The sequence below is a fragment of the Cellvibrio sp. ATLC23 genome, assembly GCF_057196725.1.
The window spans coordinates 55,623-81,349 of record NZ_JBXUOS010000004.1 but is presented as its reverse complement, the minus strand read 5'-3'; the positions used below and the strand labels follow the sequence as shown (position 1 = coordinate 81,349).

Annotated in this window: 19 protein-coding genes and 1 pseudogene; 7 read left to right on the top strand and 13 right to left on the bottom strand. The window is 46.5% G+C overall.

Annotated features, from left to right (window positions below):
* Window positions 1–115 precede the first annotated feature (115 nt).
* Entirely contained in the window at window positions 116–1,042 is a 927-nt protein-coding gene (locus AC2CG4_RS08100; protein ID WP_484485774.1) for a GGDEF domain-containing protein, read from the top strand.
* Between the two features lie 81 nt (window positions 1,043–1,123).
* Here the strand turns inward: AC2CG4_RS08100 and AC2CG4_RS08095 are convergent, their stop codons facing one another.
* The 5 genes from AC2CG4_RS08095 to adk all read right to left on the bottom strand — a co-directional run bounded on the left by AC2CG4_RS08095 (window position 1,124) and on the right by adk (window position 6,350).
* Window positions 1,124–2,134, bottom strand: coding sequence for a tryptophan--tRNA ligase (locus AC2CG4_RS08095; protein ID WP_484485773.1), 1,011 nt, complete (start codon window positions 2,132–2,134; stop codon window positions 1,124–1,126).
* Between the two features lie 120 nt (window positions 2,135–2,254).
* Window positions 2,255–3,283, bottom strand: a complete 1,029-nt coding sequence (locus AC2CG4_RS08090; protein ID WP_484485772.1) for a cyclic nucleotide-binding domain-containing protein — start codon at window positions 3,281–3,283, stop codon at window positions 2,255–2,257.
* 252 nt (window positions 3,284–3,535) lie between these two features.
* A complete protein-coding gene (locus tag AC2CG4_RS08085; RefSeq protein WP_484485771.1) occupies window positions 3,536–4,873 on the bottom strand; it encodes a M18 family aminopeptidase in 1,338 nt (445 codons plus the stop codon).
* A 16-nt stretch (window positions 4,874–4,889) separates the two neighbouring features.
* Window positions 4,890–5,597: a tRNA (adenosine(37)-N6)-threonylcarbamoyltransferase complex dimerization subunit type 1 TsaB gene (tsaB, locus tag AC2CG4_RS08080; protein WP_484485770.1), complete on the bottom strand. Its 708-nt coding sequence runs from the start codon at window positions 5,595–5,597 to the stop codon at window positions 4,890–4,892.
* A gap of 99 nt (window positions 5,598–5,696) precedes the next feature.
* Entirely contained in the window at window positions 5,697–6,350 is a 654-nt protein-coding gene (gene adk / locus AC2CG4_RS08075) for an adenylate kinase (protein WP_062061954.1), read from the bottom strand.
* Between the two features lie 291 nt (window positions 6,351–6,641).
* Here adk and AC2CG4_RS08070 point away from each other — a divergent pair, with 291 nt between their 5' ends.
* Window positions 6,642–7,112, top strand: coding sequence for an Lrp/AsnC family transcriptional regulator (locus tag AC2CG4_RS08070; RefSeq protein ID WP_062061957.1), 471 nt, complete (start codon window positions 6,642–6,644; stop codon window positions 7,110–7,112).
* A gap of 65 nt (window positions 7,113–7,177) precedes the next feature.
* Here AC2CG4_RS08070 and AC2CG4_RS08065 read toward each other — a convergent pair whose 3' ends face one another.
* The 4 genes from AC2CG4_RS08065 to AC2CG4_RS08050 form a co-directional block, all read right to left on the bottom strand.
* Window positions 7,178–8,290 (bottom strand): methyl-accepting chemotaxis protein, encoded by a 1,113-nt coding sequence (locus AC2CG4_RS08065; protein ID WP_484485769.1) that lies wholly within the window; start codon window positions 8,288–8,290, stop codon window positions 7,178–7,180.
* A gap of 2 nt (window positions 8,291–8,292) precedes the next feature.
* Complete coding sequence (locus tag AC2CG4_RS08060) at window positions 8,293–8,760, bottom strand: hypothetical protein (protein ID WP_484485768.1); 468 nt, start codon at window positions 8,758–8,760, stop codon at window positions 8,293–8,295.
* Window positions 8,761–8,957: 197 nt separating this feature from the next.
* Window positions 8,958–10,418 carry an NAD-dependent succinate-semialdehyde dehydrogenase gene (locus AC2CG4_RS08055; protein WP_484485767.1) on the bottom strand — a complete coding sequence of 487 codons (1,461 nt, stop codon included), beginning with the start codon at window positions 10,416–10,418 and terminating at the stop codon, window positions 8,958–8,960.
* Between the two features lie 5 nt (window positions 10,419–10,423).
* Window positions 10,424–12,166, bottom strand: a complete 1,743-nt coding sequence (locus AC2CG4_RS08050) for a potassium/proton antiporter (protein WP_484485766.1) — start codon at window positions 12,164–12,166, stop codon at window positions 10,424–10,426.
* A gap of 208 nt (window positions 12,167–12,374) precedes the next feature.
* Between AC2CG4_RS08050 and AC2CG4_RS08045 the strand changes: the two genes are divergently transcribed.
* The 3 genes from AC2CG4_RS08045 to AC2CG4_RS08035 all read left to right on the top strand — a co-directional run bounded on the left by AC2CG4_RS08045 (window position 12,375) and on the right by AC2CG4_RS08035 (window position 15,704).
* Window positions 12,375–14,372: a VacB/RNase II family 3'-5' exoribonuclease gene (locus tag AC2CG4_RS08045; RefSeq protein ID WP_484485765.1), complete on the top strand. Its 1,998-nt coding sequence runs from the start codon at window positions 12,375–12,377 to the stop codon at window positions 14,370–14,372.
* Window positions 14,373–14,406: 34 nt separating this feature from the next.
* On the top strand, window positions 14,407–14,877 hold the full coding sequence (locus tag AC2CG4_RS08040) for an EVE domain-containing protein (RefSeq protein ID WP_484485764.1): 471 nt from the start codon (window positions 14,407–14,409) through the stop codon (window positions 14,875–14,877).
* 182 nt (window positions 14,878–15,059) lie between these two features.
* A complete protein-coding gene (locus AC2CG4_RS08035; protein WP_484485763.1) occupies window positions 15,060–15,704 on the top strand; it encodes a YajG family lipoprotein in 645 nt (214 codons plus the stop codon).
* Between the two features lie 60 nt (window positions 15,705–15,764).
* Here the strand turns inward: AC2CG4_RS08035 and AC2CG4_RS08030 are convergent, their stop codons facing one another.
* From AC2CG4_RS08030 to AC2CG4_RS08015, 4 genes are all read right to left on the bottom strand, one after another.
* On the bottom strand, window positions 15,765–16,430 hold the full coding sequence (locus tag AC2CG4_RS08030; RefSeq protein WP_484485762.1) for a transposase: 666 nt from the start codon (window positions 16,428–16,430) through the stop codon (window positions 15,765–15,767).
* Between the two features lie 193 nt (window positions 16,431–16,623).
* Entirely contained in the window at window positions 16,624–17,109 is a 486-nt protein-coding gene (locus AC2CG4_RS08025) for a hypothetical protein (RefSeq protein ID WP_484485761.1), read from the bottom strand.
* A gap of 8 nt (window positions 17,110–17,117) precedes the next feature.
* On the bottom strand, window positions 17,118–21,986 hold the full coding sequence (locus AC2CG4_RS08020) for an RHS repeat domain-containing protein (protein ID WP_484485760.1): 4,869 nt from the start codon (window positions 21,984–21,986) through the stop codon (window positions 17,118–17,120).
* A 12-nt stretch (window positions 21,987–21,998) separates the two neighbouring features.
* Window positions 21,999–24,170: an Ig-like domain-containing protein gene (locus tag AC2CG4_RS08015; protein WP_484485759.1), complete on the bottom strand. Its 2,172-nt coding sequence runs from the start codon at window positions 24,168–24,170 to the stop codon at window positions 21,999–22,001.
* A 932-nt stretch (window positions 24,171–25,102) separates the two neighbouring features.
* On the opposite strand from AC2CG4_RS08015, the pseudogene tnpB reads away from it, so the two are divergent.
* Together tnpB and AC2CG4_RS08005 are read left to right on the top strand one after the other, a co-directional pair.
* Window positions 25,103–25,297, top strand: a pseudogene (gene tnpB, locus AC2CG4_RS08010) (IS66 family insertion sequence element accessory protein TnpB); the annotation flags it as partial.
* A gap of 149 nt (window positions 25,298–25,446) precedes the next feature.
* A complete protein-coding gene (locus tag AC2CG4_RS08005; protein ID WP_484485758.1) occupies window positions 25,447–25,650 on the top strand; it encodes a hypothetical protein in 204 nt (67 codons plus the stop codon).
* Window positions 25,651–25,727: the final 77 nt, after the last annotated feature.

Genomic DNA, 25,727 nt, shown 5'->3' with positions numbered 1-25,727 from the left:
ATTTAACGCATTAAATCAAGTGGCATGAATTTCGCTAAATACCCATCACAGACGCCTTAATGCGCAAAAGCGGCAAATGGCGACGACTAACTTTTCAATGTGACAGGTAAAGATTATGCGGGACATGACCATGGTGACCAATGCCCATAATACAAATGGTGCAAACACAATCCCACTCGTCCCACTAACCCCAGAGCAAGAGCTTGCAACACGGGCTCGCCTTGCCCAAGCGCTACAAATGAGCTTGGATCCCAGCGAAGTGTTAAACCTGTTTTACAAACACATCCAAACCCTGATTAGCGTCTCCGGCATATTGCTTAAAACTGCCAGTAACGAGCTGAAGATCGGTCGCGAATGCTTGCACCACTGCGACTATCGCCTAACCACCGATGAAGGCTATTTAGGTGAAATTATTTTTAGTCGCAGCAAACGTTTTGCTGAAACCGAACTGATGACATTGGAGTTTTTACTAGGCTCACTGGTTTATCCACTGCGCAATGCAGTTCGCTACCAAACAGCGATGCGCCTCGCCCTGCTCGATCCGTTAACGTTACTAGGAAATCGCACTGCATTAGACACCGCATTACGCCGTGAATTGCAGCTAGCTGAGCGCCACCAGCACGAACTGTCGCTGTTGATGATTGATGTAGATTTCTTCAAAAAAATTAACGATGAATATGGCCATCACCGCGGTGATTTGGTGTTGTGTGAGATTGCCAAAGAAATTCAATCGGCTTGCCGTGGCTCTGACATTACCTTTCGCTATGGCGGTGAAGAATTTGTGGTCGTGCTTGGCAAGACAGACTCCGACGGGGCCAAAATTATTGCTGAACGAATTCGCCAACAAATTTCAGAAACACAAATTAACCACAACGGAAATGCTATAGGTACAACAGTAAGCATCGGCATCGCGACGCGTCACAGTCACGAAAAAGAACACATTGACGACTTATTTGACCGCGCCGATAGAGCACTTTATTTCGCTAAAAAGTCTGGCCGTAATTGCATAGTCAACAGCGACGACATACTGATAACCACTTAACAACGTGCTACAAGACAGTTTGTTAAGTGGTTATTCATAGCAATCAAAGCTGTGGGGGGGGGGTACCATTCACCCATAACGTTATTTTATTTTGCGGATACCCACCGCTTCGCGCACCTTTTCCAGCATTGGCTGGCTGTAGGCACGTGCTTTTGCGGCGCCCTGCTGCAGCACTTCTTCAATATGCACAGGGTTTGCTAGTAGGGCTTCGTATTTATCACGTGCCTCACTCAACTGACCATTAATCAATTCAAACAACTGACGCTTGGCTTCGCCCCAGGCAATCCCATCAGCAAATTGTTGACGCATCTGCGTTGATTGTTCAGGTGTTGCAAATGCTTGCCAAATTTGGAACACCGGAGAAGTATCTGGGTCTTTTGCCTGACCTGGTTCCAGCAAATTGGTGAGGATTTTGTTGATTGATTTCTTCAGTTGTTTTTCCGGCAAAAATAACGGAATGGTATTGCCGTAACTTTTGCTCATCTTGCGACCATCCAAGCCTTGCAGTACGGCATTTACATTGTCATCCACCTGCGCTTCCGGCAATACAAAGTGCTCACCATAGTGATGGTTAAAACGCGCCGCTATGTCGCGCGCCATTTCAATATGTTGAATCTGGTCGCGCCCTACCGGCACCTTGTTGGCGTTAAACATTAAAATATCGGCGGCCATTAAAATCGGGTAGGAATAAAGCCCCATAGTAATGCCAAAATCCGGGTCGTCGCCCGCTTCAAGGTTGGCATCAACTGAAGCTTTGTAGGCGTGCGCACGGTTCATCAAGCCCTTCGCTGCCATGCAAGTGAGCGTCCAGCACAATTCTGGAATTTCTGGCACATCGGATTGACGATAGAAAATTGCGTTGTCCGTATCCAACCCCAAAGCTAACCAGGTGGCGGCAATTTCCCGCGTGGATTGGTGTACTAGATCTGGATCCTGACATTTAATCAGCGCATGAAAATCGGCTAAAAAATAAAAAGATTGCACATTTTCGCGTTGGCTCGCCTGAATTGCCGGGCGAATAGCGCCCACGTAATTGCCAAGATGCGGAGTACCTGTGGTGGTGATACCAGTTAAAACACGTTGTTTGCTCATAGTGGCCTATCGCTTTTGGTTGCCCTAAAAATCAGGCGGCCATGATACAGGCAAGCCGCAAAAAAATGCAGCTTGCTGATTAAGCAGATGAGTTCGAGCGACTAAATTGACGAGTAAAAACTATAAACCAGAATAATATTGGGCGGAATCACGCAGAATGCAGCTATCAAATCCGGCTTGGGTCAAGAGATGGGAGGCCACATCGCAGCGGCGACCAGAGTCGTCAGTAATGACATAGGTGACTGCATCATCGAGCTTTTTAAGGTTATTACGCAGTTGGTTGAGCGGAATATTACGGCTATTAGGTACTGCCTGGGAGCGACGCTCAAGCGGTAAACGCACGTCGAGAATTTGGTAGGGCGGCAAATCCGCCCCGCGCGCCTTTAAGTCCTCTGCACTGACAAATTTAAGTACAGGCTCTTGCAGCAGCTCGCGAAAATCTTCTTTGTCGAGCCGCATCACTTTACCGGGGGTGATCATTTTCACCGTGGCATTGCGCGTGGTATCGCCTACTAGCGCCTCCTCACCAAAATAATGCCCGGGACGCAGCGCCGCCAAAATCTTACCGGCCGGATCCATCACCATGGCACTGCCAGATTCCAGTACATAAAAGAAATCGCCACGCTCCCCCTGTTTGATGACCACCTCATCAGCCTGTACTTTTTGCGCTTTAAAGCGAATAAACAACTGACGAATATTTGCCGGAGGCAAACGACTAAATAGAGGGGATTGCAACAGTGAAGACATCCAATCGCTATCATCGTGCAGGCTCACCCCAGAGGTGTCGGCTTCTTCGTCGCTGGACTCACTCCAGGCAAGCACCAGATCGAGAAAATCACTATCAACTGACAACAGGGTTACGTCGGACTTGGCGACGGCAGATACTTGCGTAGGCTGGGTAATATTGAGTGGCGAACGGCGCGATTCGCTGGCGGGATTAATGGTATTTACCTGAAACCCGGAATCAATAAGATCAACTGTGCCGCTGACAAGATACACCTTCTCGGGAAAAGGACGCCCGCGCTTGAAAATAATAGCGCCTTTGGCAATCTCCCGCAGTGAGGCCTTTTCGGCCACTTGCACCAAATACTCATGATTAAGGGTATTAAAAGGCGCGAAAGACGCTAATACATCAAGGCTAATCGCCATTTTTAACTCCACTACACTCTCATCAGGGTAATTATTGCTAATCACAATGATTTAATTCGACTATCGGAAAAATAATAAAAGGATTTTTATTAGAGAAATAGAGGGAGAGTATAAACAGCCTGCGCCATCGAGGGGCGACCTTGTCGTCAGTATTAGCACTAAGTCACAAGCTAACTGCGAGCAAATACACTTTCGTCAGCCGAATATTACCGCTTAGCCAAAAATGCTTGCTCGAGTTGCTTCAACCGATTTTTAGGTTCTAGCGACCAATGCGATTGGAGGTTTTGCATAGGTAAAAAACTCTACCACTGCTTTGTAGAGATACCAGCCGTCGCTGGCGCCAGCCAGTTCGCGGATAGAATGCATGCCAAATGTAGGCGCGCCTACGTCAATAGTTTTAACGCCTACCTCTGAAGCGACTACCGGGCCGATCGTGCTACCACAGCCCATATCGGTACGCGCCACAAACGTTTGCACAGGAACATCTGCTTTTTCGCACAACAAACGAAAGAAAGCACTGGTTTCACTGGTTGTGGCATAACGTTGATTGGCATTTACTTTGATAACCGGACCGCGATTCAGCAGCGGACCATGGTTTTCATCGTGCCTATCCATAAAGTTAGGATGTATGCCGTGGGCATTGTCAGCCGAGATCATCATAGAGCGATCAATCACGCGCACGCGCGACTCAACATCTGGCAGCAGCCGCTCAAGAAACTGTTGCAGCATAGGACCTTTGGCACCACAACATGAGGCGCTGCCAACTTCTTCGTGATCGGTGCAAATCAACAGACTTGTTACTTGATCATCTGCTTCAAGTAATGCTTGTAAGCCAATGAAACAGCTCAATAAATTATCTAATCGTGCACTGGCGATGAAGTCTTGCCCCAAACCAATCATCGCCGGTGGCTGGGTATCGTAAAGGCTGATTTCATAGTCAAGCACTTGTTTAACCGCCAGCTGCGGCTGCTTGCGCAAAAGCTCAGCTTGCAGCAGTTCACGAAAATCCGGCATTACTGCATCTTCAGCAGGTAACTGTAGAAGCAATGGCGCTATATCTTTTTGCGCGTTGATAGAGCGCGCCTTATTAGCATCGCGATCCAAATGTATGGCAAGGCTCGGCACCACAGCGACCGGTGTTTCAAAATCCACTAGCGCGCTAACCACTTGATCATGCTGATCGCGATAGCTAACCCGCCCCGCCATTGATAAATCCCGGTCATACCAAGGCGCCAGTAAAACACCGCCATAAACCTCTACCCCTAACTGAAAATATCCACGGCGATTAAGCTCAGCGCGCGGTTTCACTTTGAGGCAAGGGCTATCAGTGTGGGCGCCCAGCATCCGAATACCCGTTTCCAACAGCGGCATTTTGCCGTACACAAACGCGATGATCGATGAATCATTACGGGTAACCAGATAGCGATTGCCTGGCTCAAGCTGCCACAACTCGCCTTCTTGCAAAGGAATAAAACCAGCAGCTAATAATTGTGCCGCGATATTCTGAGTCGCATGAAATGGCGTTGGTGACGCACGTAAAAAATCGAGTAAACCGGCGTTGAAATCAACCATGGAGCAAGAGGCGGACATAATAAACTCACAAGATCTAGTTGGGGTTACGAATGCGCTGGCGCTTCTGCCAAGAGATAGTATCGCGCAAATAAACAGGTTCAGCGTCAAGCACGTTGACTGCGCCACCGGAGGACCAGATTTGCGCAGCGATCAAGGCCATGTCTTCCGCCCGCGGCTGGGCATCGACCACTATGGTAGAAGCAGCCAACTGCTGCATGGCAGGGTAATGCCAGCCTGGGCCAACAGCAATGAATTTCCCGGCTAACGACTGAATAACGTCTTGCTCGGAGAGGAACTCGGGTTGCATCACGAACTCATCACTGAGTGCGGACACCAAGTCACCTGAACGGATATATAAGCCCCAGTAGACTTCATCCATACGCGCATCCAAGGCTACCAGTACCGGCAAATTCGCTTCAGGATTAGCGCGATAATAACCCAGCGCCATAGCTTCAAGAGTTGATACCGGAATTACAGGTAGCTGTGCACCAAATGCCAAGCCCTGCACTATTCCCATGCAGATACGCAAACCAGTAAAGGAACCCGGGCCACGCCCAAAGGCTATTGCATCAAGGCTAGATAATATGAGTTTGTTGTGTTGTAACAGCTCATCCACCATGGGCAGTAACCGCTGGGTATGGCTCTTTGCGGCCAGTTCGAAACGGGCATCCAACTTGCCATCTGCATTGAGTGCAACTGAACAGGCATCAGTTGAGGAATCGAGGGCGAAAATCAGGCTCATAAAACTAAAAAAATTGAGTGGGTGGATGAAAATCACCGGGCAAAAAAATAGGCTCCGTAGAGCCTATTTTTGCTGGAGTGTTTGCTTAACCAAAACAGCTTAACCCAAAACAGTCAGCAATTGCTGGCGGATGGAATCAACACTGCCAATGCCGCTAATACGGGTATATACAGGTACCTTGGTATTGCCCGAAGCCGCCAGCGTCTGATAAAAACCAACCAGAGGCTCAGTCTGGTCATGATATACGCCTAAGCGCTTACGAACAGTTTCTTCGGTATCGTCAGGACGCTGGATTAATGGCTCACCGGTCAGGTCATCATGGCCGGCAACCTTTGGCGCATTGTGAATCACGTGATACACACGTCCAGAAGCTTCGTGAACACGGCGACCGCTCAAGCGAGCCACAATTTCTTCGTCCGGCACATGAATTTCAATTACATGATCAATGTCGACACCAGCATCTAACATTGCTTGCGCCTGCGGAATAGTGCGCGGAAAACCGTCAAACAAAAAACCATTCGTGCAATCACTGGAGGCGATGCGCTCTTTTACCAGAGAAATGATCAGATCATCCGGCACCAAACCACCTGCAGCCATAATATCTTTTGCTTGCAAGCCCAAAGAAGTTCCCGCTTTTACCGCAGCACGTAACATATCGCCAGTGGAGATCTGCGGAATACCAAACTTCTCCATGATCAGTTGCGCCTGAGTACCCTTACCTGCGCCGGGCGCGCCCAACAATATCACTCTCATCTCGGATTGCTCCTCAGCATTATTTTTATCGGGTCAAGTAGTTAAACCCTTGTCCTCGAACACGGCACAAAATGCCCAACAAAAGAGGCGTTACGATACACGCCCATGACCTCAATCACAATATGCCGGTTGAGCTTCTTCCTATAAAAGCCCCATGAGATGACTTTTTTTAATATATACCCCAACCAAATGGGTGATTACTGTTAAATACATCCTCAATTTATTGTCATATTAATATTTTCATCCTAGAATGCCTGAATATCAATCAAGCTATTCAGGATTACTACCCTTATGGCCAAGTCAGTCGAACTCGATGAATATGATCGCAAGATCTTGCGTGCTCTCCAGGAAAATGCCGATTACTCTATGGCAGATTTGGGCAATATGATCGGCCTTTCGCATACGCCTTGCTGGCGTAGACTTAAACGATTAGAAGTGGAAGGGGTAATTCGCGGCAAAGTCACCTTACTTGACCCTAAACTACTTAACTTAGGGGTGACAGTTCACGCTTACATCACCATAAAAAATCATGACGCCAGCTCACTCGAAGCGTTTGAAGGGATGGTACAGGCAATTCCTGAGGTGGTTGAATGCTACTCAACCAGCGGCGAAAAAGATTATGTATTGCGAGTTGTAGTAGAAAGTGTTGAGCACTACGAACGACTAATGAAAGAAACGTTGATTCACTTGCCAAATATTGGTTCGATCAACTCAGCCTTTGCCTTAAAACAAGTGAAATTCACAACGCAACTTCCCCTTTAATTCAGTTAGCCTTGATTTAGACACAAAAAAAACCGGATGTTTTATCCGGTTTTTTAGGTTACCTATCACACCTTAAATTGCATTAACAACTGCCGCAGTTGAGTTGACAACTCACTTAAACGCTGGCTTTCAACGGCTGTTTTCGAAGCGCCTTCTGCTGTGTTCATTGCAAGTGAATTAATCTGGACTAAATTTTTATCAATTTCCGATGTGACTGAACTTTGCTCCTCAGCAGCGGTGGCGATTTGCACGGTCATATCAGATATTTGTTTAACTGCGGAGCCAATCCCCGTTAAGGAATGACCGGCTTCCGCCGCCGAAGTCACCGCCTCAGATGTCATAGTGGCACTGCTCCCCATCGCATCTACTGCATGCTGTACCCCCTGCTGCAACTGACTCAACATTCCATGAATATCTGTTGTGGATTGCTGGGTACGACTGGCTAGAGTCCTCACTTCATCAGCAACCACTGCAAATCCACGACCCTGCTCCCCAGCACGTGCAGCTTCAATTGCAGCATTTAGCGCCAATAAATTTGTTTGTTCAGCAACACTGCGAATAACATCAATGACCGAGGTTACATTTTTTGCTTCGCTCTCCAAACGCGACATAAATTCAGCCGTTTCACTGATACGCACAGCGAGCTTTTGCACTCCTTCCACTGCAAGGTATATCCGCTCCTGCCCCCGATCGGTAATCAAAGTGGCTTCTTTGGTATTTTGCGCAGTGTCGCTGGTATTGCGGGCTACTTCTTGAATCGCCATAGTCAACTCGTTCACCGCAGTAACCACCATGGTTATCGCATGACATTGATCGTCAGCTGCACGCTGGCTATTTTTCGACACAACCAACAAAGATTCTGCCGCCTTGGACACTTCTGCCGCGTTAACTAAAACGCCGCCAATAATGCGCTGCAACTTTTCGATAAAATGATTGACGTGAGACGCGAGCTCGCCCAACTCATCATTGGAATTCACTGGCAAACGAACCGTGAGATCACCATCACCTTCGGCGATGTTTTGAATTCTGTTACTGATTTCATGCACTTGATTGGCAACCAACATAGGTAAAAACCAAGCTGCCAATAAGCTCACTAAAGTGCCAATTACCACCAAAGCAAGTAATTGCGCTGAGCTGCTCTCTTGATTTTTATCAATCTCAACAGTGAACTGATCCACCTCTACCAAGCGCTTCTCTTGTAGCTCATCGATATAAACGCTTCCGCAGCGCTACCATAAGATTGTTGCTGAGCCTTTGCGCGACTCGCGTCATCAGACAAACGTATTGCGTTTATGACTTCGGTAGACTGGGCTTTCCAGACGTTATAGCGTCGGGTAAATTCTTCACGTTCGGCTGGCGTGGAAGTTTTAGAAAGGTCGAGCGATTGATAAACACGGTCCTGCGCTTGCTTGGCGTTATCACTTTGCTCAGTAAACAAATCCTGATGTGTAGCGCTATCGAGTTGCAGCAGCGCACGCTCCGCAAGCATGGATTGATACAAATCCCTATCCGCCTGAATAAGTAGTTGGATTTCGGGTAAATTCACCTTGGCAATAATGGCGGCATTGCCACCCAGCACTTTACTTGTGCCTATAGCATGCAAGCCCATATACAACACCAAGGCCACCAACAGAAGCAGTGGGAGCATAAGCTTCCAGCGCAGACTCAAACTTTGATACCAGCCAAACATGGCAAACCTCATAGTTAATTTTTTCTAGGCATATCAGATGTATAAACTGATACAACCAGTCTAGTAACGATTTAGAAATTTGCTAAAGGTAGACTTTGAAGCGGTAAACAGTAAGAATGGATTTGATGGGCACTGAAGTAACAACAAGGGGCGATTTAAAAACGCTCACATAAATATTTTATGTTCACATAATCATCAATACCATAAAGCGAACCTTCCCTGCCCCAACCCGATTGTTTAATACCGCCAAACGGTGCCATCGCATTAGAGATAAGGCCGGTATTAATCCCCACCATGCCTGTTTCTAACTTTTCCGAGAGATTTTTTATCCGCTTGGCATCGCGGGTATAACAATAGGCAGCCAAACCAACTTCGGTATTATTCGCCAGCTGAACAGCTTCATCATCGCTATCAAATGGAATTAATGCAGCGACCGGGCCAAAGATTTCCTGCTGAGTTAATGCTGAATCGGCAGCGACATCCAGTAATAAGGTAGGTCGATAAAAATATCCTTGCTGTGTAGTTGCTTCAAGCGCTGTTTGATAAGCGATACGCGCGCCCTGTGCGATTGCATCATCGACCAGTGTTTGAACCTTTTTGATAGCTTTTGCGGAAATAAGTGGGCCGATCGTTGTGTTTGCCTCAGCTCCATTTCCCACCGACAGAGACTGCATGGCCAAGGTAAGCTTTTCGCTGAACAAAGTATAAACCGAGCGATGAATATAAAAACGATTAGCGCAGACACAGGTCTGCCCCGCATTGCGAAATTTTGAGGCCATGGCACCCGCTACAGCCGCATCCAAATCTGCATCGTCAAATACAATAAACGGCGCGTTGCCGCCCAATTCCAAGGTGATACGTTTTACATCGTCTGCACATTGTTGAATTAATTGTTTGCCTACCGCAGTTGAACCCGTAAACGATAACTTACGCACCAACGCATTTTCGGTTAACTCAGTGCCAATTGCGGTGGAATCCGTTCCAGTAACAACATTAATCACACCAGCCGGAATTCCCGCTTGTTGGGCGAGAAACGCCAAAGCCAATGCGGACAAAGGGGTTTCAGCAGCGGGTTTAGCCACAATAGTGCAACCTGCTGCTAACGCAGGCGCAATTTTGCGCGCGAGCATGGCACAGGGGAAATTCCAAGGTGTTATCGCTGCAACCACACCAACGGGTTGTTTGATCACCAAAATGCGCTGATCCGCACTGGGCGGAGCAATCACATCACCGTAAATGCGCTTGGCTTCCTCGGCAAACCACTCGATGTAACTTGCACCATAGGCAATCTCGCCGCGCGCTTCCGCCAGCGGTTTGCCCTGCTCAAGCGTAAGAATTCGCGCAAGATCCTCTTGGTGCTGCATCACCAAATTAAACCAGCTACGCAAAAGTTGACTGCGCTCAGCGGCTGTTTTTTGTGCCCAGTCAAGCTGTGCTTGTGCGGCCGCAGTAATTGCTTCGCGCGTTTCAGCCACACCCACATCAGCAACCTGCGCAATAATTTCACCGGTTGCGGGATTTTTTATCGCAAAGGTTTTTTGCGCGCGAGCATCGCACCATACGCCGTTGATAAACGCTTGTGTTCGCCATAAAGACGGCTGCGATAGATTAATCATAAGACTCAGGTCTCACTGGTAGGTGTGCTCTTTTTAGTGGATGGTTTCACCCCAATTTTGCGCACGCGGTTGCCTTCTACCTCAGCAATTGTCCAGAGCATTCCGCTCCATTCGCTTTGGTCGCCTACCACCGGCTTGCCACCTACCATTTGCGTAATTAGCTCGCCAAGGGTTTTATGCTCTTCGTAACCTTTCATGTCTAGCGCGTAGAGCATTGCCAAATCGCGCAGCTCTGCATCGCCTTGAATAATAAAATCGCCAAAGAAACTTAAATCGAGGGTGCGCTTGGGCGCTTCACTAAATAATTTTCCGAGCGAAGGCAAATCCTGCTCGTGCCCGATCACACAGAGAATATCGCCTGCCATAAGGCGGGTGCTGCCCGATGGGTGAAACAATTCTTTATTCCGAAATAAAGCGGCAATACGGGTATTTTCCGGCATATGCAATTCACGCAGCGCTGCACCTATGCACCACTTTTCCGCCCCCAATTTATAAATAAACAGTTCCCACTGACTGGTGACATGAATTTCAAGGCCGGCACGGGAAAAGGGCGAAGGCACCGCAGGCACCACCACCCTGGCTTTTTTGGCGGCCCAACTTAAAGTAGTACCCTGCACCAGCAGCGAAACCAATACTATAAAGAAGGCGACATTAAAAAATAATTGTGCATTATCTAGCCCTGCCATCAAGGGAAATACAGCGAGAATGACCGGCACGGCGCCTCGCAACCCCACCCAGGAAATAAACGTGCGCTCCTTCCAGTTAAAACTGGGAAAGGGCAATAAACCGATAAAAACAGACAGAGGACGCGCAAACAAAATCATCCATAGCGATAGCAATAGTGCTGGCACCGCAATCGGTAACAGCTCACTGGGAGTCAGTAATAATCCGAGCACCAAGAACATACCTATCTGACTTAACCAGGCAAGGCCGTCAAACATATGCAAAATGCCGTGACGGTTGCGGATCGGGCGATTGCCGATTAATAACCCGCATACATAGACCGTCAGAATACCGCTGCCGCCAATTGCGCTGGACAGTGCGTAGAGCATAATTCCGCCGCTGACCGCCAGCAGTGGATACAAACCACCGGCAATCGACAGATGATTAATCAGTTGTAACAGTAACCAACCGCCGCCGAGCCCCAGCGCAATACCTATGCCGAATTGCTGAACAAAACTACCGAGCACTCCCCAACCAAAACTGGTTTCACCTGCCACCAACATGGCAATCAAGGTGACAGTCAAAAACATCGCCATGGGGTCATTGCTGCCCGACTCAATCTCTAGAGTTGAGCCCACACGGTCATTCAACCCTTTGCCATTGAGTAGATTAAACACCACGGCGGCATCGGTAGAACCGACAATGGCGCCGATTAACAATCCTTCCAGTAGCGATAAATTAAACAGCCAAGCCGCGGCAATTCCGGTAAGCCCTGCCGTAATCATCACCCCTAGGGTTGCCAGTGATAGTGCAGGCCAAAGCGCCACCCTAAAGGTCGCCACGCGGGTGCGCATACCACCATCGAGCAAAATAATGGCCAGTGCCAAGTTACTTACCAAATACGCGGTTGAGTAATCGTTAAATACAATGCCACCGGGGCCATCGACACCGGCGACCATGCCCACTGCAAGGAAAATAACCAGAATAGGCACACCGACACGGGTCGAAATAGAGCTCAGCAAGATGCTCGCCGCGACCAGCAACGCCCCTACAAGCAAAATATGGTTAATAGTGACTGTGTCCAAAAAATAACCCTTATTAAGAATCCCAATAAAAACAAACGCTAAGCAGTTGGTGATTGTAACCTGCCGACGCTAGTCGCAGTCAAAAACACCCTGTTCATCAATCAGTAAAGCCTATTCCGTGAAAAAAAGTAGCCGCCCCTTATTTGCGCAATAGCAGGATAAATCCGGCTATAATCGCCCCATAATCCTTACCTAAAAGTTGTATTACATGCTCAATAAAGATGCCCTGCAGCAGCTCGCTCAATTAAAGTCCGCTATCGCGGTAACCAAAGATGTCGCACAAGGTCTGGTGCGCGCCACCACAAAACGCTTTGGTTTTCTCATTCTCGACGATGGCCGCGAAGCGTTTATCGACCCCGACCAAATGATGCGTGTATTGCCTGACGATCGTGTCGAAGCGGAAATCACCACTAACAGTAAAGGCCAGTTTGAAGCAAAGCTGATCAAATTGATTCAACCCGGTTTAAAAGAATTTGTCGGCCGCTATGTCAATAAAGGCACCACCGATTTTGTGGAACCGGATGTAAACAATTTCAATCGCTGGTTATTTATCCCACCGCAAGAGCGCAAAGGCTACAAAGTCGGCGATTTAATTCACTGCGAAGTGTCGCGTCATCCGTTCAATAGTGAAGGCAAAACCCAAATTCATATTCTCAACCGCATTGGCACATTAGATGAGCCAGGTGTTGAAAGCCGCTACAGCATTGCCAAGTTTCAAATCCCCTTTGAATGGCAACCCGCAGCGCAAAATCAAGCGGGTGGGATTAATTGGTCGCCACTCACCTTCGACAATGGCGAGCTGGATCTAACCCACCTGCCCTTTGTAACCATCGACTCTGAAAATACCCGCGATATGGATGATGCCATTTATATCGCACCCAATGACAAGGGCTGGGAATTAATCACCGCCATTGCCGACCCAAGCAAACATATCAGTTTTGATAGCCCGCTCGAACAGTCAGCACGCGCACGGGCGAGCACCATTTATTTACTCGGCCAAACGGTCACTATGTTGCCGGTAGATTTGTCCCACGACACCTATTCACTAGTGCCAGAACAAAAGCGTCCGGCATTAGTGTGCAAAATGCAAATCTTGCGCGATGGCACTATCAGCGCATTTGAGTTTGTCGAAGCGCAAATTCGCTCGCATTTCAAACTGAGCTATCAAGGTGTATTTGATGCGCTGATGAGCACCGGTGATTCGCCCTTGACTGCACCGGCTCACATCCACGACATGCTGGTCGAATTAAAAGACTTCGCCCAAGCGCGCGCGCAGCATCGCCAAACCCATGCATTGGTGATGGAAGAGCGCCCAGACTATTCATTTATTCTCAACGACCAACGCAAAATTGATCACATTGAAAAACGCGAGCGCAATATTGCCCATCGCATGATTGAAGAAGCCATGTTGGTCACTAACCTCTGCGCGGGTGAATTATTTTTACAACACCCAAGTTACGGTATTTTTTCCAGCCATGTTGGTTTCCGCCCAGAGCGCGTCAATGATGCAGTAGCATTAATTCAAGAGGATCGCCCAGATTTAACTATCGGCGATTTAACTCAGCTGGAAAATTTTCAACGGCTGTTTAGCGAACTGCGTAACAACCCTAGCGGCAATCCCGTCAACGCCAGTTTGCAGTCGCTCTTACAGCGCATGTTGCAAGCTGGCTCACTCACCTTCGATCCTATCCCGCATTTTGGTTTAGGTTTCAAAGCCTACGCGATGGTGACCTCACCGATTCGTCGCTATAACGATTTGTTTAATCATCTCGCCATTAAACGAATTTTGCGCGGTTTGCCCGCAGAAGATGTGGGCGACAAAAAACAATTTGCCGAGCAATTGCAAAACCAATTGAACAACGGTCGCCAAGCGTGCCGCTATGCAGAATCCTGGCTCGGTTGCCAATACGCCAAACAGCATATAGGTAGCGTTCACCCTGCCAGCATCGGTTTGGTTAATTCATTTGGTATTGGGGTAAAAATGGATGATTGGGGTCTGGAAGGCTACGCCCTGCTTGCGCCGAAAGAGAGTGACATCAAAGCGCAATTTGATTCGCGCCGCTTGAGTCTCACCATTGAAGGCAACACCTACAAACTCGATGAAAAAGTGTTTGTCTTAGTTAAAGATGTCGACGTAGATAAACGCAAAATTAGTTTGGAATTAATCAGCGAAGAAACGGCACAACGATTGAGTGCCTGGCTGTAAGCGTAAGAAACCGCAATTCATTAAGGCATGAGTGATGGCAAAAAATTACTGGCTATTCAAAGCGGAACCGCACATTTACGGCATCGATCATCTCGCGGCTGAGCCAAATAAAACCGGCCGCTGGGACGGCATCCGCAATTACCAAGCCCGTAATTTTTTGCGCGATCAAGTTGCATTAAATGACGAAGTATTGATTTATCACAGCAGCTGCAAAAATGTTGGTATAGTCGGCACCGCCACAGTGGTAAAAACCGCCTACCCCGACCCTACCCAATTTAATCCCGAAAGCGATTATTACGACCCGAAATCCACACTGGAAAATTCCCGCTGGGTTTCGGTGGATATTCAACTTACCAAAGTATTCCCACGTTTAATTCCGCTAGCTGAAATTAAAGCCAAACCTGAATTGGAAAATATGGTATTGGTGAAACAAAGCCGATTATCGACGCAGCCGGTGATGAAAGATGAATGGAAGTTTATTCATACCTTAATAGACGGCAAGTGATTTTTGATCTGCTTGGCGCTCTTACTCTAAAACCTAAACTGCAGCGATACGTTAATTCCTCTTTCCATTGCAACAATCTTCCTATAATTTAGCGTCTGCATTGATAAAGTGAAACTCATCAATGCAACATGATGGACAAAAAGCATGTACTTAAAAAATCTACAATTAAAATAGGATAGTTTATGAAATTACATTTTGCATTTGGGGCTTTGTTGGCATCTGCATTACTGACAGGTTGTGTAACTGGAACGCGTAACGTTGATATTTCAGCATCAAAATATACTAATGATAAAACCGCATCAGGTCAGGTCTACATCGCTGTTATTAATGACAATCGTGTCTTTGAAGCAAAACCTGCCAGCCCTGCAACCCCATCGGTCGCAGGTGATCTTGCAAAAACTCCTAAAGATACTCTAGCAACACTTATTGGCCGTCAACGCAACGGTTATGGTAAAGCGATGGGTGACGTTGCCCTGCCGAAACCAGAAACAGTTCAAACAGAAATGAAAGCAGCACTTAAAGAAGGGTTTGAAAGCCGCGGCTATACTGTTTCTGACAATCCAAATGCCCCCATCAAATTAAAAGTAGATATTGAAAAGTTCTGGGCTTGGTTCTCGCCAGGCATGTTTGCCGTGAGCTTTGAAGCTGAACTCGCCTGTAAAATCAACTATGTTGATACTAACGGCAGCCAAACATTTAATGTGAAGGGATACGGATTGAATAAAGGCCAAGTTGCCAGCGATGCAAACTGGGCACTGGCTTATCAGCGTGCACTTGATGACTTGTTGAAAAATCTCGACAAAACCTTGGATGATGCAAAACTCTAATGTGAAGATCAATGGATCAAGGGGCAGACTCCTTGATCCATTGCGCGCTTCGATTTCCGATCACCACCTCGCCCGAAAGACTCGATTAGCGGCAGACTCTATTTCTGCTTTAAATTTGGAGCTGCCTAATACCCAAGATTTACTCGTACGTGCCCTTATTTGATCAAGCGCATCCGCTGGAATAACATCGGCAAATAATTTACGGTATCGAATTATTCTTTGCGCCGTCGTTTCTCCTAACGCCAAGTAAATGGAATGAGGCGTTAACAAACCAATATCCTTACCCATCGCGTTTGCTCTGAAACTCGACCAAACATATTCGCTTGGGCTTTCAACCATTTTGGCGCGCACTGGATTAAGTTCGATGTAACGGCTGACGGTTAGAAAGTAGGAGTCGCTATCAACCAACGTGGATTTATAACGCCCCTCCCAAAGGGTTCCGGTTCGGCGATACGTTAAGTTGATGTACTGGACGTATTTCCTACCTAGCGACTGCATCATTTTTGCACATGCATTCGCAGTAGAAGGTGGTACCAGCAGATGCACATGGTTGGTCATCAATACAAAAGCATGAATCGCGACGCCAGATTGCTCTGCAGAAATTTTCAATTGTTGTAAATAAAAGGCGTAATCTTTCTCATCAAAAAAACACGCATCACGGTTATTTCCTCTCTGAATAAGGTGATGCGAACACCCCGGCACATATAACCTCGGCAACCTTGCCATATACATCTCCTTGAAATTGATCTTCAAAATATTTTTTACTCTATTACTTTAGAATCAAGTGAATCAAGGAGTCTGACCCCTTGATCCGACCCCTTGATCCAATACAAGATCCAATACAATAAATTAAGAGATCAAATAAATTTTGATTATTACTTTGAACTCGATTTCTATTTCATGTTGCTATATTTTTGCTCTATGAATACTGCGAAAATAACATATTAAAGTAGTTGCCGTTTGCCAGACCTAGCTTGCTCAATATTTTCACTGAAACATCTGCTGATAACTGCTCATCCGAGAGAAGCTCGAAACCCAAGTCGAACAGCACGTCTCTTAATTTTTTTAACTGCGCCGATTGCTCCCAGAAAGAAAGCTTAACTGCTGTAGAGGAACATATACTGTTTCCCGCTGAATCTAATGTGTAGTACCTCATCGTTGCGTATGGAAGTACGCATGATATGTATAATTTATAAAAATAATCTGCCTTTCCTAAAGGTAGATCTGTTGGTGTTAACGCAAAGACAAAACCCAAATCATCGTTTGAATCAGTTTCCTCATTAACCCAAAATCTTGCTACTAAATACCGTAGCAATTTTGGGTTACAACCGTTCTCTATTTCTGAGCACAAAGCTTTTCGATTCAACGGTAACTTGTGACACAACTGCTCATCAAAATCAGACATTTAACCTCCTAAGATTCGGGCCCGCACGGATGCCCATGACAAACCCCTTTACTGTCCTGATGAACTTTGACTTGAGTCTGGTCTCCACCGTTCGGACCTGTTCCAACTCGTTCACCATAATCTTTTCTATACGTTGTAGTACCGTTAGCATCAGTAGTTGCTGTGCCTGTCGCGACCGTATCAGTGGTCAATCGGTCCGCTGTTTTTCTATCATCGAATGTTGATGTTGGCGTTCCACTCTCATTTCTTCGAGCATTTTCTTTTGTGCCAGCCACATGCGCGTTTTGCTTCTGATCTGAAATTTTTAGACTATTCGTCTGTGCTGCAGCTCTATCAGCGGTCTTGTTGATAGCCTTTAAACCATCTACACCTCGCTGAACAAAATCCTTTGTCGCCCCATCAGGTAAAGCTTTTGCTATTTTTTCCCCAACAATTTCAGCAAATTTATTATCCCTTCTGATTTCACCGGGCAGTGGTGGCCTCATTCTGTTGGTGCCAGCAGGGTCTACATAATTCACCGGATCATTTCCCACATAAGCATACCGATTAAAATACTCCGGTCTACTCGGTGCAAACCCCACCGGATCATTCGACAAAAACCTTCCTATCACCGGATCATAATATCTAGCCTGCATATAGGTTAAGCCAGTCGCACTATCCGCAATATGTCCCGTAAAACTACCCTGGTCATCATTAGCGGCAGCGCGCTGCCACTTCTCGCCATAGGGCGTGTAATGCTCTTGCCAGATGACCATACCAAAGGCATCGGTAGCGGCTACCGGTGAACCGAGCAGGTCATTGTGCATATAGGTGGGCTGATTATTTTCCAAACGTACGGATACGTTGCCCGCGTTAATATAGTCGGTAGTTTGTGGCCCTAAGACCGCCACTTTTGCGCAATCTGTAAAACATACCTGAACATCGGCGGTACCGCCTACCACTTCATCCACATGCACTAAAGAGCCAGCTGCGTCGAAGACGTTATAAATGACTTTGCCATCCACATTCACTTTTACCCGCTTGAAATTTCCGTCGTAGGTGTAAGTGCCACCGGAGCTGCCGGTAACTGTGGTGGGTTGATTGGCTTTGTCGTAAACGAAGTTTAGGGCGCCTAATTGGGTGACGTTTCCACGGGTGTCATAATCTATTGTGCGAAGTGTACCGGCGGTATCGGTGCTCTGGGTTGCGCGGTTACTCGTCGTGTCATAGTTAACCGTAACTAAACGACTCCCCAACCGTTTGGTGTGTAAATTACCCAACGAATCATAGGTGAAGGAACCTGTGCCCCAAGCCCCGTTTGCTGTTTTTAAGCGACCGAGATCATCATAAGTCATGCTGCGATTACGGCTACCATTAATAAAGGTACCATCGATGATGCTAGTAACTTGGCCACGTACGTCGTAGTCGTAATCCAAATCCAATGCTTTCACTAGTCCAAATTGCGAAGTTAAATGCTTTGGTTGTTGGTTCGCATTTAATGTTTGGGCGAATGCATGGCCATTACCGTAGCGCATATTGGCAATCAGGCCATTTACATGGTACGTAAAATCACTCGCGTAGATTTTGTTGTTGCTCGCTACTTGGGTCATCTGCCCTAAACCGTTGTAGTTAAAATCAATCACGCGACCTGAAGGCAAGGTACGGCGCTGCAGATTACCCATAGTGTTGTATTGATAACCCAATGCATAAGTGCGGGTATCTACACTTAATGTTTCCTGCATTAAATGGTCGAGATTATCGTAAACATAATTCCATACGGTAGTGCCACGAAGGTTGCGCGTTACATTGCCGTTAGCATCGTAATCAATATAAACATCTGGCGTTGCATCAGGGTAATCGACCGATTTAGTGCGACCTAGCTCGTCGTAAGCCATAGTGATGCGGCCGCTCGATGGAACGGCTTGCGTATCAAAGTCAGGGCACTCATTCATATTGATGGTGGTAAGCCCTTCAGCATATTGTTTTACCTGATCCGCCGCATCGTACTTAAATACTTTGTAGCCTGTTTCCGGCACATGCTGTATACAAGGTTGGAGGCGGTCGTTGTACTTCCAGGTTTGGGTGCTATCGGCATTAATAGCACTACTATTACCGAACTGGCGTGCGGTTAAGATATTGCCGTAAATGTCATAGCTCATCGCGGTATTCACATCTTCGGGCTGATCGATGAATATCGCCTGACCATCGTCCGGTGAACCGTAACCAGAGCGTTCAGTGATAGTTTCATTATTTAGCGGATCGCGAGAAAGTACTTTATTGCTCGGCAAATACTCAATGAAAGTCTTGGCCATCTTGCCAAAGTTTTGCGATGTACCCGTTACGCGACCAAGGCCATCGTAAGTGGTGGTGGTTCCTTCGGTGGGGTTAAGTGAATAAGACGGCAGCGAGACAAATGTCTGCCGGCCCATAGCGTCATACCCAGTGGTGGTATAGGTAGATAGCCCTCCACCCGAGAGCGCCTGTTGCCCTTCTCTCGTCAAGCGCAACATGCTGTCATACCACTCCACAATTTCTTTGGTGCCACTGCGGATGCTGCGATAAAAGTTTTCTGTGCCGAGATTATGGTAAGTGATATTGGTCGCTTCCCACGGGCTTGGTGGTGTTATGCGGTTCATCCAACCAGCGGGGGTATAACCATAGGTTGTGGTGAAACCGCGTGCATTGGTTTCACTGGTCACCCAACCGTTATCATCGACGGTGCGCTCAAGAGTGGTGCCGTCACGACGCGTAATATGCCGTGGTTGCCCGCGGTAATAGTCAGTTAAAGTCGCGCTATGAAGCAAAGGATCGGTAACGGTATGCAGGTTGCCGTTATCTTTACCATCTGCCCCATCATCATGATAGGTATAGGAATTCCAAAGCTTACCGAACTTATTGACATACTCCGGTTGGCCTTTGTCGTTGTATTCGTAGTAAACAAACTCTTTACCATTTTTTAATGCACGCTTGGGTAGGCCGATAATATTGGCCGCTGGGTTGTGCCAGTATTCAACGTCAGTAATTCGCTGCTCAGATTGGAGTGTGCTGTATTTAGTGATTTTGTTAGGGCGTCCATAATCAAAAAAAGTTCCGTCATTTGCTTTTAGGAATTCTTGCTCCGTTGTATATGCAACACCATTTCGTATGTGAGTGGTTTTTATTGTCGGGCGTTTAGTGTACAGGAGGCATATTCCAGATATCTCCTCTTCAAACCCACCGTTGTTACAAATTACAGCTTTTTGGCTGAGGTCATAATCATAGGTAAATGTTTCTGTTGCTCCATCTGGTGCAACTACATCCGTACTTTTCAATAATCCATGATCAAGCCCAATCGCCTGATAAGTATAGGTACGAGAAGTGCCATCTGGTTCAGTTACTTTTGACCAAGTTTGATCAATATTATTCCAATCGTCATTCTCACCGCCATCGGCGTAACCACGGTATTCAAATTTCCAAATTGCATCTTGGATGTTTGGCCCAGAAATTTTTTTCTCTACCAACGACATGAGTCGGTAAAAAGGCATACCTTCACGAGGCTCTTGAGCATTTGTTTGATACCCACTTATGCAGATATTAAAATCTGTGACCGTCGGCTCGCCAATATTCATTGGCGTTAGATCTGTGCCGTCAACTGTCAAACGGGATCGTGCACTCTTCAAGTGCCGCGTCTCACGCAAAGTAAAGGTTCCTACAGCACCATCCGGGTGTTTTATTGAAAATGAATAATCACTAGGCACACAATTCCAATGAAGATAGGGCTCCAATGAGAGGGCTTTCATACCCTGCTCTCCAATCTTAAGATCCCAGTATCGACCATCCGGCAACGTAACCTTGCTCAATACTGCATTAGTAGAAGATGAATACTCGTAATTCCACGTTCGATTATTGGCGGTAATATGAGTTACTGCTCGTGAGTTTCGCGCCCCAATAACAGGGTCATTACTGTACTGCAGAGCAATTTCTCGACCATCATTGCTGTATATCTTTCTGAGCTCTGGGCGCAGACTATCGTCGGTATATTCATAGCGCACCCAGTTACCGTGCACATCCACTACTTCTGTGACGAGCAAGACGGAATATTTCTTTTCCATGCTAGCCCAATGCCAGCCCGAGCCTCCTGCTACCCCGCCACTAGAATAGCTGAATCGATATGGTAACGACATTGGGGGCGCATAACGAAACACTTGGCGACCAAATTTATATTTGGTTCCATCGGGCGCAATAGATACCGCTGCACAGCGACCAGCGTAATCTAGCTCCTGTGCGCCACGAATCCAATCTGTCTTAGGATCTGATAGACCTGTTTGCCCTTCACTTACACCTTTTCCCGGGATATGCAGGACAGTACCGCTAGAATGATCATTAATAGCAAAGTAAGCGCCTTCAATGACCGTATCGCCGCGATGCTGAACACTTTTTTGCTCACATCCACCGTTGAACTCAGGTAACACTGTTCGATCGCTAACACCAAAACTTTCATAAGCCTTTGGCAAATCAAGCACCCAGTTACCAAAAGCTTGCTGGTAAAGAGAATTAGAACCTTGATTAAATTTACGGCGAAGGGCTACTTCTAAACCGGAGTTTCCAGACAAGGAGATATCTATGTGCTCAAGGGTCATACTACCGGTTTTTTTATCGATCAGATCTCCCATAAGATCGTTATCGTGAGCCTGTAGTCTTCCAGCTACCCCGTTTATGGTTTTAAAGTCATAGCTATCTGATAAATTGAGAGTGATATCGCTTGAATCAGAAGTGTTTTCGCTAGAGTTTTGATTGATATTGCTAGATTTGAGAGCAATATCGCTTTCATTATTTTGTGCATACACATCAGCAACTGAAACAAGGGCGACCACACTCAAAGCAAGGAAATTTTTTTTCTTTAGGCTGTTCCATTTCATTATTCTGACTCCTTATTGAACGGCTGGGGATGTTGACCATGCTGAGCATGCACTGCTGCAGGCACGAACTCTGTAATAAATGGCGCCTGGATGATTTTCTATCTCGGTATCAACGAAATGAGTAGCCGAATCGGAATAACGGTTATCCCACGTAGCACCACCGTCAACACTACGTACGACTTCGTAACGAGTAGCGTTAGTCACCTGAGACCATGAGATTTTTAAGCCGTGAGGACTTGCGGAATAACTCGCAGTCATTCCAGTTATATTGACTGTGGAAGTGGCAACGATAGTGACAAATTTATAATGCGTACTAGCCGTTCCACCCACACTGGTCTCGGCAATCGCTTCAATATGCGTAGAGCCTTCGGTTGTTGGCCTCCAATTAATCGAAAAAGGATAGCTACTATCTATACCTATTAATTCCCCACCAGCATAAAAACTTACTTGAGTAATAGTTCCTTGTGGTGTTGTTGCGCTTACACTCAATACGTTATCTTGGCCTACTACAGCTGTAGTAATTAACGGCTCAAATTTAACAATCGGCATAGCAACACTACTGCATGAGGTACTGGTGTTGACCGGCAAAATAGTCGAATAAGCACCGCATTTCTCAGTCCCATCTTCACAAACGCGCGCGCGGAACTCGTATGCTCCACCCTGTAAATGTCGGTTGTTTAACGTGTCACCGTCTGAATAGAGTGTGAATGGTGGAATATTTCCCCTCGAACGGCTGCGAGCAACAATTTGCTGCCATGCAGTAGAGGGTAATTTTCTTTCATACAGCTCGTAGATGTAGTTAGCAGGAACATCTAACGGTGCATTAAAATTAATGATGTAGAAGCAATCTTGATCAGCATCGATAACAGTTAAGATCGGAATTGGGGGACTGATAGTATTAGACGAGCCAAAGGACCTCGCTGTCGTCTCGGTCCAAGCAGAACAAGCATTGCCACTATTACACGCACGCACCCGCCACCGGTAAATATCAAAATCAGTAACACTTGCTTTGGCTATTGATGTCGATGCCCCCGAATACAACGTGGGACCGGCATACCAATGGGCCTCCAATGAGCCAGCATTAACTGCACCACGTAACGCAGAAAATGATGTAACCACATAATCAGAACCAGGTTTAATTGCCTCAAAACGAATCTGATCAAATGCGATAAAATTGCCACTCCTGTTTTTTACTTGAACTATACCTGTACGTGTTGCATCCGTTGGTTGGAATTCACTTCGTCCAACCTCAACGCCGTTTAAAAATGCAATCCACACCCCTACCTGATGACCTGCCGAAACATTATAGTCAAGCTTAGCGAAACCAAAACTGGCATCACTTACTGGAGCATCAAGCGTTAACGTGAGAGCTTCTCCATTTTGAATTTCATCATCAATTGCCGCTGTTGTTCCACGGCCTGCAACACCGATGGCACCTGCTACACCATCAGCATTATTCAATTTTAATGTTCCGCCTGTGGCGGTAATAGACTGAATAAAGAATTGCCCCCACCCCTGAGTGCCACCAGCGGTAAGTTGAGTCGGTGCGACGCTTGATTGACTGGCAGATGTATTTGTCGGTTCCGATCCTGAATATTGCAGCTCATATTTATAGGCAGGAACAGCATCCCAATTAATCTTAAACAAATTATTTGCGCTATCCGCTTCCAAATTTGCAAATGCTGGTTGTGCGGGTGCAGCCTGTGCTGCAGAACTGGCTTTGAAGCTGCGCGTTTCAGTAAACGCAAGGCCACTAGCCATAGTGGTCACTACGCGCCAATAGTAAGTCGCACCATTTACCAGAATCGGATTACCAATTTCTTCTGGGTATGCACCTTTGGTTAGCCAATTTGAATTAAAGCAGGCTGCCTCTGCATCTTTACCCACACTTAATTGCCAACGCTTTTCAGGAAAATCTGTCGTTGTACTGACAGTGATTGTTGCATCCAGCGCATTAGGATCCAGTTTCCAACTAAAACAAGGTAAGAGCGGCTCGGTGGCACCCATTACTGGCGATAACAAGCTCGTGGCCGAAGCAACAGAGATCGCAGGAAATGCTTTCTTGCGCGTGGTAGTCCAAGCGGAACAAACATTACTGCTGTTGCACGCTCTTACACGCCACTGATAATAAACAAAATCGGTGACACTTGATTTTGCGACTGTCGTTGATGTACCCGACGACAAGGTAGGTCCAACATACCAAGTTGCACCTACCTGATGAGTCTCCGCAGCACCACTGTATTGCAGCTCAAACTTATACGCAGAAACATTCGACCAACTAATTGTAAACCGGTTATTGATGCTATCTGTCTCCAATGCGGCTGATGCGAGCGGGGAGGGAGCAGGTTGTGTCGCAATACTCGACGAGCTAACAGGTGGAACACTACTAGGGGAACTGGATTTTGGTGAGCTACTCGGTGATGGAGGGGCGCTTGAGGATGCGGGTGGAATGTTAACGGGAAGATACGACGAATATGGACTACAGCTACTAGAACTCGCTCCACTACAAGCTCTAATTGAATACCATATTCCATTACCGGTAATGCTGGGCTTGAAACTATTTGTACCTACACCAAACTCATACTCCCTGCTTCCAGCGTCTTCAGATAATGTATATCTTGTGACAGTTCCAGACGGAGTACTCCAATGAATAGTTACTACACCATTGGTTTGGGAGCTCCAAATACCTGGAGTAGACGGCGCAGTCTGGGCGAATGACCTCATTCCTAACAAAAGACACAATATAATTAGTAAGCGAATGACTGTTGCTTTGTTTTCGCGTGTTTTTATAAGAAAGTTAATCATTAACGGCTAGCTCCTGAACATGCATGGGCTCGACAGCCCTAGGGGTCAATCTGAAAAATTAGGGGGGCATCACTACTTTGGAAAACATAAAACTGCGATCAACAGCAAATGGACGTCGAAATCAAATAGGCAACTCGCCCTAGTGCAAAAACGGCGCCAAAGATACAGCCTGACTGCAAAATAGGCAAACCTTTTTAGCTTAAAAAGTGACTGCGAAAATTTATAAGCAATCTCAAATCTCGCCCTATGAAACCATGAGATCTGCATTTCTAGAATAACGACACCAATGAAAAACAAACTATTTTGATGGGTTTGGCTACTGCATTTGGTGCAAGCGGTTGGAGCAAGGCCAATTTAGTCGCACCGCCACTGATACTGTAAAAATAGAATTAGATTGGATTGCTTTGCGCTTGTGGCTCGATGGTATTGAAATCAAAAAAAGAAACGCTATAAACGATTTTCGCCCGCTGATTTTTTTAACAACTTTGATTTCATCCGCGCATTAACAAGAGCGATCAAGCAGACAACACTCTTCATGCATCAGGCTACTATTTTGTGGCAATGGAAAATGTTTTATTACGAGATGAAGCTTATCAACTCAAAAATCGTGTTGATCGATTTGAAAAAATAGCTTGAGCGAAAGCTTGAAAAGCGTGTGATTGAAAATCCGCATCAGGGCAATATTCTTGCACAATCCATCACAGCACCAGCGGAACCTGAAGTAAAAATCACTGTCAGCTGCGAACGTGACACAATCAAAAAGGTTCATCCTGACGATTGCGCTACCTATGCGAACTTGCGTTTTAGCGATGAGGTACCGCTTGAACTTATTCGCATAATCCCGCCAGAATTAATTTAGTGAAAGTGCAAACAATTATGACATTATCGAAACTGAAAAAATTACTTGGAACCTAAAAAATAAATAGGAATGGTATT

Excerpts from the sequence above, each read along its gene's own strand:
- AC2CG4_RS08100 (WP_484485774.1), top strand. The coding sequence starts at position 116 with ATGCGGGACATGACCATGGTGACCAATGCCCATAATACAAATGGTGCA.
- AC2CG4_RS08095 (WP_484485773.1), bottom strand. The coding sequence starts at position 2,134 with ATGAGCAAACAACGTGTTTTAACTGGTATCACCACCACAGGTACTCCG.
- AC2CG4_RS08090 (WP_484485772.1), bottom strand. The coding sequence starts at position 3,283 with ATGGCGATTAGCCTTGATGTATTAGCGTCTTTCGCGCCTTTTAATACC.
- AC2CG4_RS08085 (WP_484485771.1), bottom strand. The coding sequence starts at position 4,873 with ATGTCCGCCTCTTGCTCCATGGTTGATTTCAACGCCGGTTTACTCGAT.
- tsaB (WP_484485770.1), bottom strand. The coding sequence starts at position 5,597 with ATGAGCCTGATTTTCGCCCTCGATTCCTCAACTGATGCCTGTTCAGTT.
- adk (WP_062061954.1), bottom strand. The coding sequence starts at position 6,350 with ATGAGAGTGATATTGTTGGGCGCGCCCGGCGCAGGTAAGGGTACTCAG.
- AC2CG4_RS08070 (WP_062061957.1), top strand. The coding sequence starts at position 6,642 with ATGGCCAAGTCAGTCGAACTCGATGAATATGATCGCAAGATCTTGCGT.
- AC2CG4_RS08060 (WP_484485768.1), bottom strand. The coding sequence starts at position 8,760 with ATGCTCCCACTGCTTCTGTTGGTGGCCTTGGTGTTGTATATGGGCTTG.
- AC2CG4_RS08055 (WP_484485767.1), bottom strand. The coding sequence starts at position 10,418 with ATGATTAATCTATCGCAGCCGTCTTTATGGCGAACACAAGCGTTTATC.
- AC2CG4_RS08045 (WP_484485765.1), top strand. The coding sequence starts at position 12,375 with ATGCTCAATAAAGATGCCCTGCAGCAGCTCGCTCAATTAAAGTCCGCT.
- AC2CG4_RS08040 (WP_484485764.1), top strand. The coding sequence starts at position 14,407 with ATGGCAAAAAATTACTGGCTATTCAAAGCGGAACCGCACATTTACGGC.
- AC2CG4_RS08035 (WP_484485763.1), top strand. The coding sequence starts at position 15,060 with ATGAAATTACATTTTGCATTTGGGGCTTTGTTGGCATCTGCATTACTG.
- AC2CG4_RS08030 (WP_484485762.1), bottom strand. The coding sequence starts at position 16,430 with ATGGCAAGGTTGCCGAGGTTATATGTGCCGGGGTGTTCGCATCACCTT.
- AC2CG4_RS08025 (WP_484485761.1), bottom strand. The coding sequence starts at position 17,109 with ATGTCTGATTTTGATGAGCAGTTGTGTCACAAGTTACCGTTGAATCGA.
- AC2CG4_RS08020 (WP_484485760.1), bottom strand. The coding sequence starts at position 21,986 with ATGAAATGGAACAGCCTAAAGAAAAAAAATTTCCTTGCTTTGAGTGTG.